At 35.6% G+C, this 17,206-nt stretch carries 13 protein-coding genes and 1 pseudogene; 1 reads left to right on the forward strand and 13 read right to left on the reverse strand.

Annotated features, from left to right (window positions below; genetic code table 11):
* Nucleotides 1-117 precede the first annotated feature (117 nt).
* Nucleotides 118-1,695 (reverse strand): annotated as a pseudogene (locus HDR40_RS03180) (IS1182 family transposase); the annotation flags it as partial.
* Between the two features lie 145 nt (nucleotides 1,696-1,840).
* On the reverse strand, nucleotides 1,841-3,004 hold the full coding sequence (locus HDR40_RS03185; protein WP_290626431.1) for an LCP family protein: 1,164 nt from the start codon (nucleotides 3,002-3,004) through the stop codon (nucleotides 1,841-1,843).
* Nucleotides 3,005-3,116: 112 nt separating this feature from the next.
* On the opposite strand from HDR40_RS03185, the gene pepF reads away from it, so the two are divergent.
* Nucleotides 3,117-4,916: an oligoendopeptidase F gene (gene pepF / locus HDR40_RS03190; protein ID WP_290626571.1), complete on the forward strand. Its 1,800-nt coding sequence runs from the start codon at nucleotides 3,117-3,119 to the stop codon at nucleotides 4,914-4,916.
* Nucleotides 4,917-4,957: 41 nt separating this feature from the next.
* Here pepF and HDR40_RS03195 read toward each other — a convergent pair whose 3' ends face one another.
* From HDR40_RS03195 to HDR40_RS03245, 11 genes are all read right to left on the reverse strand, one after another.
* Nucleotides 4,958-6,472 (reverse strand): L-lactate permease, encoded by a 1,515-nt coding sequence (locus HDR40_RS03195; RefSeq protein WP_290626432.1) that lies wholly within the window; start codon nucleotides 6,470-6,472, stop codon nucleotides 4,958-4,960.
* 118 nt (nucleotides 6,473-6,590) lie between these two features.
* The gene (locus HDR40_RS03200; RefSeq protein ID WP_290626433.1) at nucleotides 6,591-7,382 is read right to left on the reverse strand and encodes a metal ABC transporter permease; all 792 of its coding nucleotides are present in this window, start codon (nucleotides 7,380-7,382) and stop codon (nucleotides 6,591-6,593) included.
* Entirely contained in the window at nucleotides 7,382-8,038 is a 657-nt protein-coding gene (locus HDR40_RS03205; protein ID WP_290626435.1) for an ATP-binding cassette domain-containing protein, read from the reverse strand. Before HDR40_RS03205 ends, HDR40_RS03200 begins: the two co-directional genes overlap by 1 nt.
* A gap of 45 nt (nucleotides 8,039-8,083) precedes the next feature.
* Nucleotides 8,084-8,872 carry an HAD family hydrolase gene (locus tag HDR40_RS03210; protein ID WP_290626437.1) on the reverse strand — a complete coding sequence of 263 codons (789 nt, stop codon included), beginning with the start codon at nucleotides 8,870-8,872 and terminating at the stop codon, nucleotides 8,084-8,086.
* A gap of 87 nt (nucleotides 8,873-8,959) precedes the next feature.
* Nucleotides 8,960-10,945 carry a fructose-specific PTS transporter subunit EIIC gene (locus HDR40_RS03215; RefSeq protein WP_290626439.1) on the reverse strand — a complete coding sequence of 662 codons (1,986 nt, stop codon included), beginning with the start codon at nucleotides 10,943-10,945 and terminating at the stop codon, nucleotides 8,960-8,962.
* A gap of 30 nt (nucleotides 10,946-10,975) precedes the next feature.
* Nucleotides 10,976-11,890 (reverse strand): 1-phosphofructokinase, encoded by a 915-nt coding sequence (gene pfkB, locus HDR40_RS03220; RefSeq protein ID WP_290626441.1) that lies wholly within the window; start codon nucleotides 11,888-11,890, stop codon nucleotides 10,976-10,978.
* Nucleotides 11,890-12,645, reverse strand: coding sequence for a DeoR/GlpR family DNA-binding transcription regulator (locus HDR40_RS03225; protein ID WP_290626442.1), 756 nt, complete (start codon nucleotides 12,643-12,645; stop codon nucleotides 11,890-11,892). The genes pfkB and HDR40_RS03225 overlap by 1 nt, the downstream gene beginning before the upstream one ends.
* Nucleotides 12,646-12,806: 161 nt before the next feature.
* Entirely contained in the window at nucleotides 12,807-13,556 is a 750-nt protein-coding gene (locus HDR40_RS03230; RefSeq protein WP_290626444.1) for an amino acid racemase, read from the reverse strand.
* 12 nt (nucleotides 13,557-13,568) lie between these two features.
* Nucleotides 13,569-15,149 (reverse strand): UDP-N-acetylmuramoyl-L-alanyl-D-glutamate--2,6-diaminopimelate ligase, encoded by a 1,581-nt coding sequence (locus HDR40_RS03235; protein ID WP_290626446.1) that lies wholly within the window; start codon nucleotides 15,147-15,149, stop codon nucleotides 13,569-13,571.
* A 44-nt stretch (nucleotides 15,150-15,193) separates the two neighbouring features.
* Nucleotides 15,194-16,348, reverse strand: a complete 1,155-nt coding sequence (locus HDR40_RS03240) for a HAMP domain-containing sensor histidine kinase (protein WP_290626573.1) — start codon at nucleotides 16,346-16,348, stop codon at nucleotides 15,194-15,196.
* Between the two features lie 9 nt (nucleotides 16,349-16,357).
* On the reverse strand, nucleotides 16,358-17,044 hold the full coding sequence (locus HDR40_RS03245) for a response regulator transcription factor (protein WP_290626449.1): 687 nt from the start codon (nucleotides 17,042-17,044) through the stop codon (nucleotides 16,358-16,360).
* Nucleotides 17,045-17,206 lie beyond the last annotated feature (162 nt).

The following is a 17,206-nucleotide window of genomic DNA, read 5'->3' on the forward strand; positions in this document are numbered from 1 at the left end:
AAAGAGTCTGGGAAAAAACTAGCTTCCTAGACTAAAAAATAAGAGCAAGAATTCTATTTTTAGAAATCTTGCTCTATTTTTGTGTCTTCTTTTTGTTAAAATAGTCCCTTTTAGGACTCTTCTGTTCCAATATTTGCTTAAGTTCATCATCATGAACATCAATCCAACGTCTGTTTCTACTTTCTTTTTGCCTCTTAGGTGTGTTCTGCGCATGCCAAATATGCTCTTCATATGACCAAAAATTGGCTCGACATCTGTTTTTCTCATGCCATAGATGTGTTTGCCTTCCTCGCTTCGAAGAGTTTCTTTTGCTTTTTCTTTAAAATATTGCCAGCTTGGATTGTATTGAACTTGTCGTTGACGACCGCTCTTGGTTTTAGCCAATCGAGTTTGTTCTTCGGTCAGCTGGAATTCGTCTGCTTCGTAAATCTTAAGATCGGATACCAGACCGGTAATTCTGTTTTTACGCTTGCGATATCCTTTGAAATTAAAGCGAACGCCTTGCCAATCAATGTAGTAATCGTCCTTTTCGTTGTAGTACCAGTTGCTTAATTTCTTAGGATCGTTCTTGTACTTGCGTGTCTGTTCTTTCTCATACAAGGTATACGGAATAAAATACTTTTTATCTTCGTACTTGTCTTCCAGCATTGAATAGTTGTACTCGCTACCATATCCAGCATCGGCAATGATATTATCAAATTTATTCAGTAGTTTTCTAGACTTCATTTGTCTCAAGAAGGGTTCAAGAGTTCTAAAATCTGTTGGATTATGGTATAAAGCAAAGTCGATAACATACTGATTGCTAGTAGCTGCTTGAATGTTATAGCCTGGCTTGAGCTGCCCATTTCTCATATGATCTTCTTTCATATGCATAAAGGTTGCGTCATGATCGGTTTTAGAAAAACTATTGCGTTCACCTAAGATCTGTTTGGCCTGCTCATATTTTCTTGCTCGTGGTACGTAATCTTTATTCAGCTTATGTAGATGCTTCTTTAATTTACGTCTTCTCTGTTTTTTAGTTGAGCCACCGGGAATAACTGTGGGTTCAGCTTTTATTTCTTGATCGAGTTGCTCGATTTCTTTATTGACTTCTTTAGCTATCATCGTCATACCTTTACTGGTCATGGCCTCTTCTTCAGTGATAGCTTTAGTCACTTTTTCTTGAACCAAGTCTTCATAAAGCTTGAGAGCATCTAATTGCAGTTTGGCATGATACTTTTCTATAGCTTTCTTCCAAACGAAAGTATACTTGTTGGCATCAGCTTCTATCTTAGTGCCATCGATGAACAAAGAGCCTTCTCTAAGTAGTCCTTCTTCTTGTAAAAGATGAGTAAAGTAGATGAAACTCTTTCTGATCAAGCGATTGGCATGCTCACTAGATCTAAAATTATTGATCGTGTGATAGGAGATGTGTTGACCTTGAGCAATCACCATCATTGGTAGATTTTCTTCTAACATCCTCTCAATCTTTCTACCAGAGAAAACATGTCTGGAGTAAGCAAAGAGCAGAATCTTTAACATCATAGCTGGATGATAGCCTGGTCTACCAGTCTTTGCTTTGTCATCGTCTAATATGACTCCATCAGGTATGGTATCAACGAAATCGCTGATTACTCTGGCTAAATGATTATTAGGAATAGAGAAATCTAAGTTGAGTGTCAAAGTAGTTTGACCTGTGATATAATTTTGATACATGAAATTCCACCTTCTTGTTTTTATTTTGTGGTGATTTAATAATATCAAGGCTGGAAGATAATGTATAGAAAAAATCCGTTAGAACAAACAAGTTCTAACGGATTTTCTATTTTAAGTATCTAGTTTTTTCCCAGACACTTTTGTTTTAATTACTACTACTTGAAGAAGATGAGTCACCGTAAGCACTATTGGTATAAGGAATAGTATCCGAATTTTTATCATAGACAATATAATTCTTAAAGGCATCTGGATCAGACCACTTAATATTTTTTTGTAAACTATTTTGACGAGTTTCTTCGTTATTAAGTTTTTCTTTTTTCAAACCTAAATTAGTTCTGACTAAGTTAGAGATTTTTTGTAATTCTTTAGTGGAAGCAACTTGCATAGAAGCATCCCCAATCCAGGCATCATGACCTTGAATATATCCACTCTTAATATTATTTGCACTACTACGGTAGTGTAAAGCAATACTCATCATGTCATTAAATGTTAAATTAGTTCTTACATATTTTGAGAAAATTTTCAAAATTTTACGATAATTATCGATTGACTTAATATTCATACCCTTTTTAACAATTGCCTGAATAATCTGTCTTTGACGCATTTGACGGCCATAATCACCCTTTGGATCATCTTTACGCATACGTGAATATGCTAGAGCGTGGCGCCCATTCAAATGTTGCATTCCCTTATGGAAATCACACCAGTCATAACTAAAACTAAATGGCACCTTTACATCAACACCACCAAGAGCATCAACTAATTTAGATAAAGCATCCATTTGAACTTCCATAGTATAATCTATCGGTACATTTAACAAACTCTTGACCGTTGCAGCTGATGCCTTACTACCACCTACTTGGTAGGCTGAATTTACCCTAAACATAAAGTATTTCCCACCATTGGAACCATCTCCTTTAACATCAACCAATAAATCTCGCGGAATTGATGTCATAGTGGCAGACTGCTTTTGGGGATTAAGAGTTAGCAAAATCATTGTGTCAGAGTTTCCTTTGTCATGCCGACCTTCTATCCCCTGGTCAACACCTAATAATAGAATAGATACTGGTTTTCTTTGAGAAATCGCAGTTGATGTATTTTGACTCCCCTGATAAGCTTGCTGAGCAGATGACATTGCTGCAAAATACATTCTGGCAAAATAGGCTACTCCAAAACCTACTAATAGAATCACAACCAGACCACATATTCTGGAAAAACCATTATATTTTTTTAGTTTGGCTTCTTCTGCTGCAAAAAAGCCATTACGTTTTAGCTTTTTATTTTTCTTTTTTGATTTTCGTGGATCCATTGTCACTTTTGCCCCTTTTGTTCAATATACTAATTATTAAGAAAAATTTATATTTTCGCAAGGGTCTTCGGGTGCATTATAATTAGTCTTAACACAATTTTAAGGAGGAAATATCATGATTCCAAATAGAAATGAAGTTAATGAAGATCTTACGTGGGATTTAACCCGCATATTCCCTACTGATGAAGCTTGGGAACACGAATATGATAATGTCGCAAATGATATTCAAGATCTTACCCGATTAAAAGGCACCCTCGTTAAATCAGGGAAAAACTTATATGAAGGTGTAAGTGAAATACTTGAAGTAGAACGTCGCCTAGAGAAAACTTATGTTTATGCAACAATGTCCAGTGATGTTGATACAAGTAACAGTCACTATTTAGGTTATGTAGCCAAAGTGCAAAATCTTGCTACTCAAATGAGTGCTGCAGCTGCCTTTGTTGACCCAGAGATTCTAAGTATTTCACCAGAAAAATTAGAACAATTTAAAAAAGATGAACCGCGTCTTGCTGAATATAGCCATCGAATAGATATGATAACTAGTAAACGTCCTCATACTTTAAATGCTGACCAAGAAAAGCTTGTCGCTGATGCCAGTGATGCTATGGGCGTATCGGCTAATACTTTTAATGTTTTAACTAATTCAGATATGGAATACGGTTTTACTCAAGATGAAAATGGCGAAATGGTTCAACTCTCTGATGGACTTTTCTCTCTTTTAATTCAATCACAAGATCGTAATGTCAGAGAAAATGCTTTTCATACCTTATACGACTCTTATGCACAATTTGAAAACACTTTAGCATCAACTCTTGCCGGAGAAGTTAAAGCTCATAATTACAATGCCCGCGTTCATAAATATGACTCAGCACGAGCAGCCGCATTAAGTGCTAATGGCGTCCCCACTATTGTATACGATACTTTAATTAAACAAGTTAATAAACATCTTGATCTCCTTCATCGTTATGTTGATTTACGTAAAAAAATTCTTGGTCTTCAAGATCTGCAAATGTTTGATATGTATGTACCATTGACTGGTAAGCCTTCACTTTCTTGCAATTTTGAACAAGCTAAAGCAGAAGCCAAAAAAGCTCTAGCTCCACTTGGACAAGATTACTTGAAACATGTTGACTATATCTTCAATAATCGAGTAATCGATGTTGTTGAATCAAAAGGTAAAGTGACAGGCGCTTACTCTGGCGGAAGCTATGACACTGATCCATATGAACTTCTCAACTGGCAAGACGATGTTGATAATCTTTACACTCTTGTTCACGAAACTGGCCATTCAGTTCATTCCTGGTATACTCGAAATACTCAACCATATGTTTATGGTAATTACCCAATCTTTGTAGCAGAAATTGCCTCCACTACTAATGAAAATATTTTAACTGAATATTTCCTAGACCATATTACTGATCCTAAGACCCGGGCATTTATTTTAAATCACTACCTTGATTCGTTTAAAGGAACTTTATTCCGTCAAACGCAATTTGCTGAATTTGAACAGTTTATCCATGAAGCCGATGCTCAAGGGCAGCCACTTACTGCAGAGATTTTAGATACCTTCTATGGTAAGTTAAATCAACGTTACTACGGTGATAGCGTTGAACCTGGTGGTGATATTGATATGGAATGGTCTCGCATCCCTCACTTTTACTACAATTTCTATGTATATCAATATGCAACCGGCTTTGCCGCAGCAACTGCTCTTTCTAATAATATTGTCCATGGCACAGATGCCCAAAAAGAGGCTTACATTGAATTTTTAAAGGCAGGCTCATCAGACTACCCAGTTGAAATTATGAAGCGGGCTGGCGTTGATATGACAAAACCAGATTATTTAGAAAACGCATTTACTACCTTTGAAAAACGTTTAAATGAATTTGAAAGCTTAATTGGCAAGTTTTAAGTATAAAAAAACGTATTCTTAAGTGAATACGTTTTTTCTTTTTACAACATTTTAGTAAGAAACCCTACTGCATATAAAAATACACAAGCAACTACTAAGTATAAGCTTCCCCATTTAACAGTTTCCTTTAAAATTGCGCCTTCATATCCTTCTTTATTAATTGCGCCTGTTGCAACGGCAATATTTTGTGGAGAAAGCATCCCAGCAGTAGCACCAGTCATATTAGAGGCGACAATCCAATACTGATTTACTCCTAAAGTTTGAGCTGCTGACAATTGTAAATTACCAAACAATACATTAGCTGATGTAGCAGAACCTGTTAAGAAAGTCCCTAAAGCACCAATTAATGGAGCAATTAATGGATATACCGGCCCCATCAAAGCTACTAAAGCTACGGCTAGTGCCTCAGTCATTCCTGCATAAACCATAACCTTAGCCAGACCAACAATTGCACACACAGTTACTGTTGTCTTTCCCACTCCTCGGATAGTTTGTCCAAGGATATGAACCATTTCTTTTAAAGTGAGTCCTTGAATTCCTCCACCAATAAAACCAGCAAGTAAAATCAACGTACCTGGTGAGGAAAGCCAATTAATTGGTACATTATTAGGATTCTTACCAGTATAGATAGTTAAATTAGTAGTCACACTCGATAAAAAATTACTAATTGGTGGACATAGAGACGAGGCAAGCAAGACAAATACAAACACTAAAATAAATGGAGAGCATGCTTTAATCATTTCGCTCACACTTGGCATTGACTTAGTTTCTTCATGTCCCTTTTGCTTAATTTTTGTTAACCAAACAGTTACTGCAATTGAAACAATTGAACCAACTAAGGCAGGTAACTCAGCTCCGGTAAACTTAGCCACAATTACTTGAATAATTGCCATCGATAATCCAGACATCAAAGTAATGAGACCAATTCCCTTTACTGCTTTGATACTCTTCCCAGTCAAAATAACCAAAATAAATGGTACTAAGACTACTAAAACTACCAATTGTAAAGTAACCATATAAGCCAATGGAGTTGAATTTAAGTTAGTCACCTCACCTAATGTTAAAGTTGGCAATCCTATTGCACCAAATGCTGTAGCAGTACTATTTGAAACTAAACAAATAACAGATGCCTGAATTGGATCAAGACCAAGCGCGATTAAAATTCCCGCACAAATCGCTACTGCTGTCCCAAAACCAGCAATTGATTCCAAGAAACCTCCAAAGCCCCAAGCAATAATTAACACTAAGATTCTTTTATCAGTTGTAATCGACGATAGCATATGCTCAATCGTATTCATACTCCCAGATGCAGTTGTAATTTCATACGCAAATAAAGCTGCTACAATTACGAACATGATAGGCCAAATACCCATCACAATACCCTCTAAAGCACCAGTCAGGGCATTGACAACCGACATCTTAAAACTAACTATTGCTAAAATAACAGTCAATAATAAACCAATTGTACATGCACGCGCTGCTGGCATTCTCACAATTCCCAGGGAAATAATCAACCAAAGAATTGGAATCAGCGCAATGCCAAATTTAAGCCACATTTTTCTCTGCTCCCTCAAAATAAAGTCATATATTTATTTTATCGTTTTTTTAATAAATAATAAAATTATTACCTAGGAAATAGACATAAAAATACCGCTAGTTTCCTAGCGGTAAAATCTATTTTCTAATACGATGAACAAAGTAAGCTGTTAAATAAATCACTACTTCAATCATTGAAATAAAAAATGTGACTGGCAAATTAGTATAATAGCCGATGACTAAACCGGCCCACACACCAACAAGAGCAATCCCAACTGACCAGCCAAGCATTGCAGGCACTGTACGCCCTAAGTACCGCGCAGTAGAAGCTGGTAAAGTAAGTAAAATAAATACTAATAAAGATCCTACAACTTGCGAACCAATTGCTACAGCCATTGCCAAAGTAAGTAAGAAGATTACCGAAATCAATCCAGTATTCATATGGTGACTCACCGCACCAATATGATCAAAGGAGTCATAATTTAATCCTTTTAAAACAGAAAAAATTAAAACTAAAACAATAAGTGATAAAATCACCATTTGAATAACGCCTTGGCGATCTACTCCAATGATACTACCAAACAAGATACTGGTAGCATAACGACTATTCTCACCAGAAATTGCCAAAAATAAAACACCTAATCCAATAAATAAGGCAGAAATTGATGAAATGGCAGATTCTTTTTGATCAGTACGCAAGGAAAGTCCACCTACTCCGAGTGAACCCAGTAGTGTAAAAAGAAGCATTCCCCATAATGGCTGCCACCCTAAAAATGCTGCAAATGCACCACCGGCAAAACCGATTTCTGATAAAGTATGAGCCAAAAAACTGTAGCTACGTGCTACAACGTACACTCCAACCACACCACAGGTAATCGCAATAAATGTACTAGCTAAAAAAGCATATCGCATAAAATCATAAGCGAACATTAACTCTCCACCTCTCCAGATAAATCATCAATCTTACCGCCAATTAAAGTCTTATCTTCAAATAGCAAGTAGTCTTTCATATATTTACGTGCTAAAGGAATATCATGAGTTGTAAATAAAACAGTCATATGGTGCTTTTCATTCAAGTGATCAATTAATTCCATTAATTCTACTTTAGCCATGGGGTCTAAACTAGCAGTTGCTTCATCCAAAATAATAAAATCAGGTTGATCAATTAATGCTTGAGCCAAGTAAGCCCTTTGTTTTTGACCTCCAGAAGCTTCCCCCATTCTTGTATTTTGAATTTCAGTTAAATTAGTTTCTTTTAAAATATGATTAACTCTTTCTTTTACCTTAGAAGTTTTAAATAAAGGTGTGTTTAATTCAACAAAGGCTCGAATTGAAAGAGGGTAATCATCATCGATATTTCTAAATTGAGGAACATATCCAATTTTAGTTCCAGAGGCAAAGTTAATCTTTCCACTAGTAGGTTGCAACATTCCCATGAGAATTCTAATAATTGTAGTTTTACCAGTCCCATTAGCTCCTAATAGAGCTGTAGTTGATCCCTTTTCTAAAGAGAAATTTACATCAGAGAAAATAGTTTTATCTTCAAAACGCATAGATAAATCTTTAACAGTTAATATATCAGACATTTTGCACATCCTTTCTTACTTTTTGTTAACGGGCAAGTATATCACTTAATTGCTCAGTAGGTCAATAATTTTCTTTTGTACACTTGAATCTTCACTAGAACCAATAATCTCATGAGCTGCTCTTTTTGCTTCAGGAAGAGCCGTCGACATTGCAAAACTTTGCCCCGCATATTTAAGCATCCCAACATCATTACCGCTATCGCCAAAAGTAACCATTTCACCAGGTTTAATTCCAAGTTTTTGACCTAAATGCTGTAGGCCTAGAGCTTTATTTATTCTAGGAGCTGCCATATCAATTGTATCTTCAGAACCAGAAACAAAACCAATATAGGGATATTTTTCACGTAATTGTGTAAGCACCTGTTGCATATCTTCTTTACCAGTTACCATGCTCACCTTAAAAATACGATCATTTATCTCATCAAAACTGTCAACTACTTTTAACTTCTTGAAGTATTTTTTATTTTCTTCAAACCATTCTGGTCCATCTTTTTTTAATAAATATGCACTATTTAAACCACAAACTGCAGTTGGATAATCATATTCTTTAACAATTTTAAGCATTGTATGGTAAAGCTCATCATCTAAATCGTCAATTCTTAAAATTTGACGTCCACGAGCTACTAAGGCACCATTTTCAGCCACAAAATACATTTGATCATGTGTATCGGGAAAACGCGAAAAAATATTTTCATATTGATTACCACTGGCAATCACAAATTTAATATTATTTTTTTGCATTAATTCAAAAGCCTTGGCAAATAATTTTTTATTATATGTTTTATCATCTTTAAGCCAAGTCCCATCCATGTCAGTAGCAATTAATTTAATCATAATGTCCCTCCAGCACTACTTATCTTACCATACTAAAAAAGTACTACTTTTAACAGTAGTACTTTTAGACATAATTTTAATTTTACATTATTCGTTAGGGTCTTCGCTAACAGGTTTCTTCCAGAAACTCATAATTAAACCAGCAACGATAGAACCAACAATAGTTGCTACAAAGTAAAGCAAGATATGGTTGGAAAGTGGGGATACCCAAAGACCACCGTGAGGTGCAGGAACTTGAATATGCCATAAACCAACTAACAGACCACCTACAGCTGAACCAATGATACATGATGGAATTACACGACCTGGATCTGCTGTGGCAAATGGAATAGCACCTTCAGTAATGAATGAGAAACCTAAAACCCAGTTAGCAACACCAGCACGTCTTTCTTCCATTGTGTATTTGTTCTTGAAGAAAGTAGTACCAATAGCAGTTGCAAATGGAGGAATCATACCACCAACCATAACAGCAGCCATCATAACTTGAGCAGTAGCTGAATGAGGATCATTAGCAAATGCACCTGATGCAAAGACATAAGCTGCCTTGTTGAAAGGTCCACCCATATCAATTGACATCATACCAGCTAAAATCATAGTTAAGACTACAAGGTTACCAGTACCCATACTGTTCAAGAAGTGAGTAACAGCAAGATTGATAGTACTAAAGATTGGGTTGATAATGAAGTACATAATCAAAGCAATCAAAAGTAGTCCTAAAATTGGGTATAGAAGCATTGGCTTCATACCTTCAATAGATCTAGGAAGCTTTGCAAATAACTTCTTAAGACCAACCATCAAGTAACCAGCAATGAAACCAGCAGCAATACCACCTAAGAAACCAGCTGGAGAAGTTGCATGGCTCTGAACGTTAACTTGCAAACCATTAGTTCCGTTAACAATTGCGGCCATATAACCACCAACAAAACCAGGCATCAAAGCAGGTAAATCACCAATTGATTCAGCAATATAAGCTGATAAAACTGGAACCATGAAGGCAAAAGCTAAATTACCAGCAGAGTTTAAGAAAATAAATGCAGGATTCTTACTACCACCAGCCATGTAGTTTTCTACGATGAAGGAGATGGCCATTAAGATACCACCACCAATAACGAATGGAAGCATGTGGCTGATACCGCTCATTAAATTCTTGTAGATAGATGCCCAAACACCTTGTTTTTCTTTATCGGCATCATCAGAAGATGAAGCTGCAGCATCTGCGTGGTAAATAGGTGCTTTATCTTCTAAAATATCTTCAATTAATTCTTTTGGCTTGTTGATACCATCAACAACTGGCTTCATAACTAATTCTTTACCATCAAAACGTGGCATATCAACTTTTTTGTCAGAAGCGATGATAACACCCTTAGCACGCTTAATTTCTTCTGGAGTTAACTTATCCTTAACACCTTCAGAACCATTAGTTTCTATACGTACATCAACACCAAGCTGCTTACCAGCTTTAATTAAAGCTTCTTGTGCCATGTAAGTGTGGGCAATACCATTGATACATGCAGTAACCCCAACAATTAATGGTTTTTGTTCACTTGCAGGTTGACTAGCAGCCTTAGCAGCTTCAGCCTTTCTCTTTTCTGCATCAGCCTTATCTTGAGCATCCTTTTCTGCTTCGGCCTTCTTGAAGATATCAATAACTTCTTCTGGCTTAGTAGCTGCCTTTAATGCTGCTACAACATCTGGATTAATGAGTAAACTTGATAACTTAGCTAAAGCTTGTAAGTGAGTGTTATCAGCACCATCTGGAGCAGTAATCATAAAGAATAAGTGAACTGGTTGACCATCTAATGAATTGTAATCAATTCCCTTAGGACTTTTGGCAAATAAAACTGCAGCACGATTAATGTATTTATTTCTTGCGTGTGGCATAGCAATTCCATCACCAATACCAGTAGTAGATTCATTTTCACGTGCCCAGATAGATNTAATGAATTCTTCTTCATTATTGACTACGCCTTGAGCAACTTCAAGATTAGCCATTTCTTTGATGGCATCTTCTTTATTAGTTGCCTTAAGGTCCATAATCATTAAATCAGGACTTAAGAGATCTTCAATCTTCATAAGTTTTCCTTTCTATATTTAAAAATTTAATTATTTAACTTCTTCAACCTTAATGTCAGGTAAAACTGCTTCAATTTGGCTCTTAACCGCAATATCTTCAGTAAAAGCAGTCGCACCACCACATGCAGAACCAACCTTTAATGCTTCAACAACATCCTTAGTCTTGTAGTAAGTACCTACGAAACCAGCAATCATTGAGTCACCGGCACCTACAGAGTTAACTGCGATACCCTTAGCAGCACTTGCGTGGTAAACGTGGTCCTTAGTTACTAAGTAAGCACCATCCCCAGCCATAGAAATCATGACATTTTGTGCACCCATATCTAATAACTTCTTAGCTGCTTCAAGCATTTCATTAGTATTAGTAAAACTAGTATGGAACAAGTCAGCTAATTCATGATGGTTAGGCTTAATCACTAAAGGTTTATATTCCAAAGTATCAAGTAAAGCTTTACCAGTAGTATCTACTACAAATTCTGCCCCAGCTTCTTTTATTGTTGGCAATAATTGTTTATAAAAATCAGTTGGCAAACTTGGAGCTAAACTACCACTTAAAACAACAATATCTCCTTCTTTAAGGTCATCCAAACGAGCCTTAAATGCGGCAATTTCTTGCTTATCAATGTTAGGACCAGCTGCGTTAATTTCAGTTTCCTTTTGTGCGTGAATCTTAACATTTACACGAGTATCATCACTGATAGTAACAAAGTCACTAACAATATTCTTCACGTTTAATTGGCGAATAAGTTCCTTACCAGTAAATCCACCAACAAATCCCCATGCAGTATTATTAACTGCTAATTGGTTCAAAATTTGTGAAACATTGATTCCTTTACCACCAGCTAAAAATTGAGTATCTTCTGAACGATTAACTTCACCATCATTAACTCGTGGTAGTTGCATTACATAATCCAAAGCCGGATTAACCGTAACTGTATAAATCATTATTTAGCCTCCTCAAGCTTGATATTTTTTGGTAAAAATTCTTTTTTACTTTTGTCTAATTGATTGGTGATGAGCGTTACTTCATCAACATTTGCAAAGCTAGCAAAATTAGCAACGCCGATTTTGGAGTCATCCATCAAAACAAATGCTTGTTTAGCTTGTTTAACACCAGCTTGCTTTATTGCAGCTTCACCAGGATCTGGGGTTGTAAATTTTCCATCCTGTGATAAGCCATTAGCACCAATAAACGCAGTTGAAAAATTCATCCCGTCCATCTCCTGTAAAGTTGTACTTCCCACAATTGCGTGAGTTTCAAACTTGGCTTCTCCGCCGACTAATCTTGTCGGGATGTGAGCCTCAATACATGCTAAAGCAATATCAATGCCATTAGTCACAACATAAATATTTTTAATTTTTTTCAAAAAAGGAACCATTTCATAAATTGTAGTTCCTGCATCTAGAAAAATATGTTCTCCAGGATGAACATGTTGTTTAACTGTATACTCAACAATCTCACGTTTTTTATCAACATTAAGATTAAAACGCACACCTTGTTCAACATCACGTGAATAGTCCTGCAATGACCTAGCACCGCCATGTACACGAACAATAACTCCACGCTTCTCTAGATCAATCAAATCTCTACGAATTGTTGATTCTGACGAATTAGTCAATTTACATAATTCTATTACACGACAAAAATCATTGTCATTAATATAGGCTGTTATTACCCGTTGACGTTCTTCAGTCAGCATAGCTTTTCACCACCTCAATAACTATGATAAACGCTTACATCATCAAAATCAATACTTTTTAGTCATTTTTCTTCAAAAATAATCATTTTTAGTCATTATTTTTAATAACCAGCCCTAATACAAAAAAAGTCCCTAAGTACTTACACTTAGAGACCTTGTTATTATTTATACATATACTTAGCAGTTGCTTCTTTAGGATCCATTCCATTTCTAATTTTCAAAGCCAACTCAATTGAAACATCCGCAATAATCGATTGTGGATCAATGACATTATATGGATGATCTGGAGCCTTTTCTTGCGCTAAAGATAATTCTGTACACCCAAGCAAGATAACATTACAACCATATTCATCATGCATCGTTTTTAAAATCTTATGATAAAGATCATGATCAACGATACCTTTTTCCTTGATATTATCGTAAATTAATTTGTTAACCATTGGTTGGATTTCAGGGCCACCAAGTTCAGCCTTTTTACCAACACGCTCTAATTCATCGGCATATAAATGATCATAAATTGATCCTTCAGTTGCAATCAAACCAATTTTTTCTTCTTTAGGATAATTTTCAATAAAATTATGTACTGCAATTCGCATCATATGTAAGAAAGGAATGTCAGTTAAAGCTGCTAAATCATCATAAAAGTAATGTGCTGTATTGCATGGCATCAACATAAAATCCGGCTCTAACTTAGCCTGACCTAAAACATCATCTTTTAAATCATAGAAAAAGTTAGGCTTAGAATGATCTTTAATAAATGCTGTTCGATCTGGAACTTGGGCATCATTAACCAAAATATAATTCAAATAATCTTGATCTTTAGTAATTTTCACACGATGATTAATTAAACGCACATAACTTTCAGTGGCAATAGTTCCCATACCACCAATAATTGAGAAAAAGTGCTTCATATTTTTACCTAACTAATCTTTCTTATCTTTATTATTTTTTTCGAGCTCGTGAATGACACTTTCTGCAACACGGATATCAGTAGGATATGGAGTATCAATACCACGAATTTTTTGGTATGGATCTGCTCCCTTACCACAAATCAAAACAATATCATTTTTACCAGCCATTGCAATTGCATCATGAATTGCCTTTTCACGGTCTAATTCAATTGTGACATCAACTTTTTCATGATCAATTCCAGCATCTATTTCTTGCGCAATATCCATTGGATCCTCAAATCCGGGATCATCAGTAGTTAAAAATGCTTTATCTGCGTAAGCCGATAAACTTTCACTAAAACCAGGACGACGAGATACACCCTTATCGCCAGGAGCACCGACAACTACAATAATTTTAGGATCATTAAATTCTTTACGCATGAAGCCCATTAAAGCCATCATAGATGCCTTATTATGTGCATAGTCAACAACAACCGTACCATGTTCCTTTGAAGGTAACGTCTCCATACGACCAGGAATAGTAACGTGGCGTACACCTTTGGCAATATCTTTGTAACTTTCACCAGCAAGACCCGCACCAATAATAGCTGCAGTTCCGTTGATTTCATTAAAGTCACCAATCATTTGTAAAGTATATTCACCAGCAATTGGTAACTTTTTAGCTTTTTCAGTAGCACAATACAACTTAAATTTAGTTTCTGCCATATCGGTTTCTACAGATTCAAAGCGGAAATCAATCGGTGCCTTTAAATTAGGATTTTCAAAGTCATTTCTGGCAAACAAGTAGATACTATCAGGTTGAGTTGTCGTAGTTGCTGCGGCATATACTTCATCAAAGTGATCAGTCATTGCGTTGATAATACATTTACGTGAATTTACCATTAATTGCAATTTACAATGTAGGTAATCCGCAAAGTTAGGGTGTTCATTTGGCCCAATATGATCTGGAGAAATATTTAAGAAAAATCCCAAATCATAAGTCAAACCAAATACACGATTCTTCTTATAAGCTTGGCTGGATACCTCCATGACCAAATGTGTCATTCCGTTATCAACAGCTGTGCGCATATCACGGAATAAGTCTAAGGATTCTGGTGTAGTTAAACTAGATTTAAAACTATCTTCTGGTCGCGGACCTACTACATCATTAACCGAAGAAATCAAGGCAGTACGACCACCATTAACTTGATCAAGCATTCCCTTTAAAAAGTATGCTGAAGTAGTCTTACCCTTAGTACCAGTGAAGGCCACAACATACAAGTCATCTTGCGGAAAACCAAAGAAGGCAGCAGATAACAAGGCCATTGCTTTAGAAACATCGCGCACAATTAAAGCGTGCATTCCCTTTCCTTCTGGTGTTGGCTGCTCTGCTACATAACAAATGGCTCCATTATCCTTAGCCATTGAGAGATACGTTGGTCTAAAACCAGCTCCCTTACAAAAGAATAATGTATTAGTTTTTATATCACGTGAATCATATGAAATATAATCCATCTTAGTAGGAACAGTATCTTGTACAGCACTTGATTTTAACAAGTGGTGTTCCTTCAAAATTAATATACAAGTATTTAAAGAAATGCTAGATTCGCTCATTGTTTCTCCCCAAATTTAAATCAATTCAGCCTAATTATAGCACATCATTTCACTACTTTGTTTGAGGTATTGCTCAAGGGTAAGCGAATGATAAAACTAGTCAACTCTGGCGTTGATTCACATCTAATTGTTCCGTTATGTAATTCCACAATACTTTGAGTAATAGCTAATCCCAACCCAGTTCCACCTGTTTTAACATTACGAGATGATTCCACACGATAGAATCTTTCAAAAATCTTCTTAAGCGATTCTTTTGGAATAGGTTCACCATCATTTTCAACTCTCAATTCGACCGTATTATTATTTACTTTATTAGCAATTAAAGCAATTTTCTTAGCTCCATGACCATACTTTAAGGCATTTGAAATCAAATTATTAAACATCCGCACGATCATTTTTGCATCCGCATCAATCACCAAATCTTTTGGTCGGCAAGCTGTTTCTAGCTTAATATCTTTCTTTTCAGCTTCCAATTCAAAACCAGCCGCAATTTGTTCTAACATTGAATTTACATGTAACGGCGCAATACTCAACTTATTATTAGTTGATTTTAATTTAGTATATTCAAATAAATCATCTGCCAACGACTTCATCTGAAGTGCTTTAAAGTAGGCAATATCAACATATTTTTTACTGTCTTCAGTGTTAGGTTTACCATTTTTTAAGAGCCCTAGATAACCAATTATGGATGTCAGCGGGGTTCTAATATCATGAGAAACATTCGTAATTAAATCATCTTTTGATTTTTCAATCTGACGTTCTTCTTCCATCGCACTTACTGTAGAATCAACTAACGCATTAATAGATTCTACTACCTTTTGCAAATCAGGTCTTACCGCAAAAGTAATTCGATGTTCAAAATGGCCATTGGCAATATAATGCAATTCATGAATGACATGATTCAACTGCATTTGATGATATCGTCTCATCAAGCGCCAATAAATAATAATGGCATCCCCAATTAACATAAAAATAACAAATAGTCTTTGCCAAGACCAGAGATGATAACCACCTCCAAAAGTAATATTCTTTTTTAAAAAGAAGATACCATTTTCTAGACGTGGATTATTCAACACTGCTAAATTAATCAAAATTACAACTGATAAATTTAACAATAAAAGTAAAATGACTGTTACAACGCCTTCACCAAAAAGTTCACTTTTTTCTCGCGTAGTTAGCTTTACTTTTTCTTTTCTCATCATAAAAAATTATGCTTCTACTTTATAGCCAACGCCCCAAACAGTTTGAATAACTTCCTCACCATTAGTTGCCTTTTGGATCTTATCACGCAAGTGAGAAACATGTACCATAACTGTTTTAGCAGAAACAACAGATTCTTGTTGCCATACTCGCTCAAAAATTTCTTCCGCACTAAAAACACGGTTAGGATGACTAGATAACATATATAAAATTCCAAATTCTAAAGCAGTTAATTGAATTGGTGTACCATCAATTGTCTTAACTTCATGCGAATCTTTGTTAATAACTAATGGGCCAACTTCTAAAATATCTGGCTTGTCATCTTTAACTTCTTTTTGACTACGACGCAATAAAGAACGAACGCGAGCCATTACCTCAAGTGGGTTAAATGGCTTAACGACGTAATCATCAGCACCAGTGATCAAACCTTGAATCTTATCCATATCGCTAGTCTTAGCCGATACTACCAAAATAGGAATTTCAGAATCCTTTCTAACTTCTTTGATTACTTCAATCCCTGTCATTTGTGGCATCATAATATCTAAAATCATGCAGGCAATATCTGGGGTAGTAGAAAGTTTAGTTAAAGCTTCTTTACCACTATAAGCGGCAACAGGTTCATAACCTTCATTTTTTAGATAGATACTTAATAATTCAACAATTTCTTTATCGTCATCGACAACTAAGATTTTCATAAAAAATATATTCCTCTCTAATTTGGGTTAACTCATTATTACTATTGTACTCAATATGGCTGAAATAGCTTGCAATAACACTGTTTTTAACAAAAAAATTAATAAATTTTTTTATATTTTAAATCATTCAGACAAAAAAAGCGCCTTAAGGCGCTTTTTAAT

It is taken from the genome of Lactobacillus sp. (genome assembly GCF_014803895.1).

Bases quoted from the DNA above. Each gene is read 5' to 3' on its own strand.
- HDR40_RS03185 (WP_290626431.1), bottom strand. From the start codon at position 3,004: ATGGATCCACGAAAATCAAAAAAGAAAAATAAAAAGCTAAAACGTAAT.
- HDR40_RS03195 (WP_290626432.1), bottom strand. From the start codon at position 6,472: ATGTGGCTTAAATTTGGCATTGCGCTGATTCCAATTCTTTGGTTGATT.
- HDR40_RS03200 (WP_290626433.1), bottom strand. From the start codon at position 7,382: ATGTTCGCTTATGATTTTATGCGATATGCTTTTTTAGCTAGTACATTT.
- HDR40_RS03205 (WP_290626435.1), bottom strand. From the start codon at position 8,038: ATGTCTGATATATTAACTGTTAAAGATTTATCTATGCGTTTTGAAGAT.
- HDR40_RS03210 (WP_290626437.1), bottom strand. From the start codon at position 8,872: ATGATTAAATTAATTGCTACTGACATGGATGGGACTTGGCTTAAAGAT.
- pfkB (WP_290626441.1), bottom strand. From the start codon at position 11,890: ATGATTTATACAGTTACGGTTAATCCGGCTTTGGATTATGTAATGCAA.
- HDR40_RS03225 (WP_290626442.1), bottom strand. From the start codon at position 12,645: ATGCTGACTGAAGAACGTCAACGGGTAATAACAGCCTATATTAATGAC.
- HDR40_RS03230 (WP_290626444.1), bottom strand. From the start codon at position 13,556: ATGAAGCACTTTTTCTCAATTATTGGTGGTATGGGAACTATTGCCACT.
- HDR40_RS03235 (WP_290626446.1), bottom strand. From the start codon at position 15,149: ATGAGCGAATCTAGCATTTCTTTAAATACTTGTATATTAATTTTGAAG.
- HDR40_RS03240 (WP_290626573.1), bottom strand. From the start codon at position 16,348: ATGAGAAAAGAAAAAGTAAAGCTAACTACGCGAGAAAAAAGTGAACTT.
- HDR40_RS03245 (WP_290626449.1), bottom strand. From the start codon at position 17,044: ATGAAAATCTTAGTTGTCGATGACGATAAAGAAATTGTTGAATTATTA.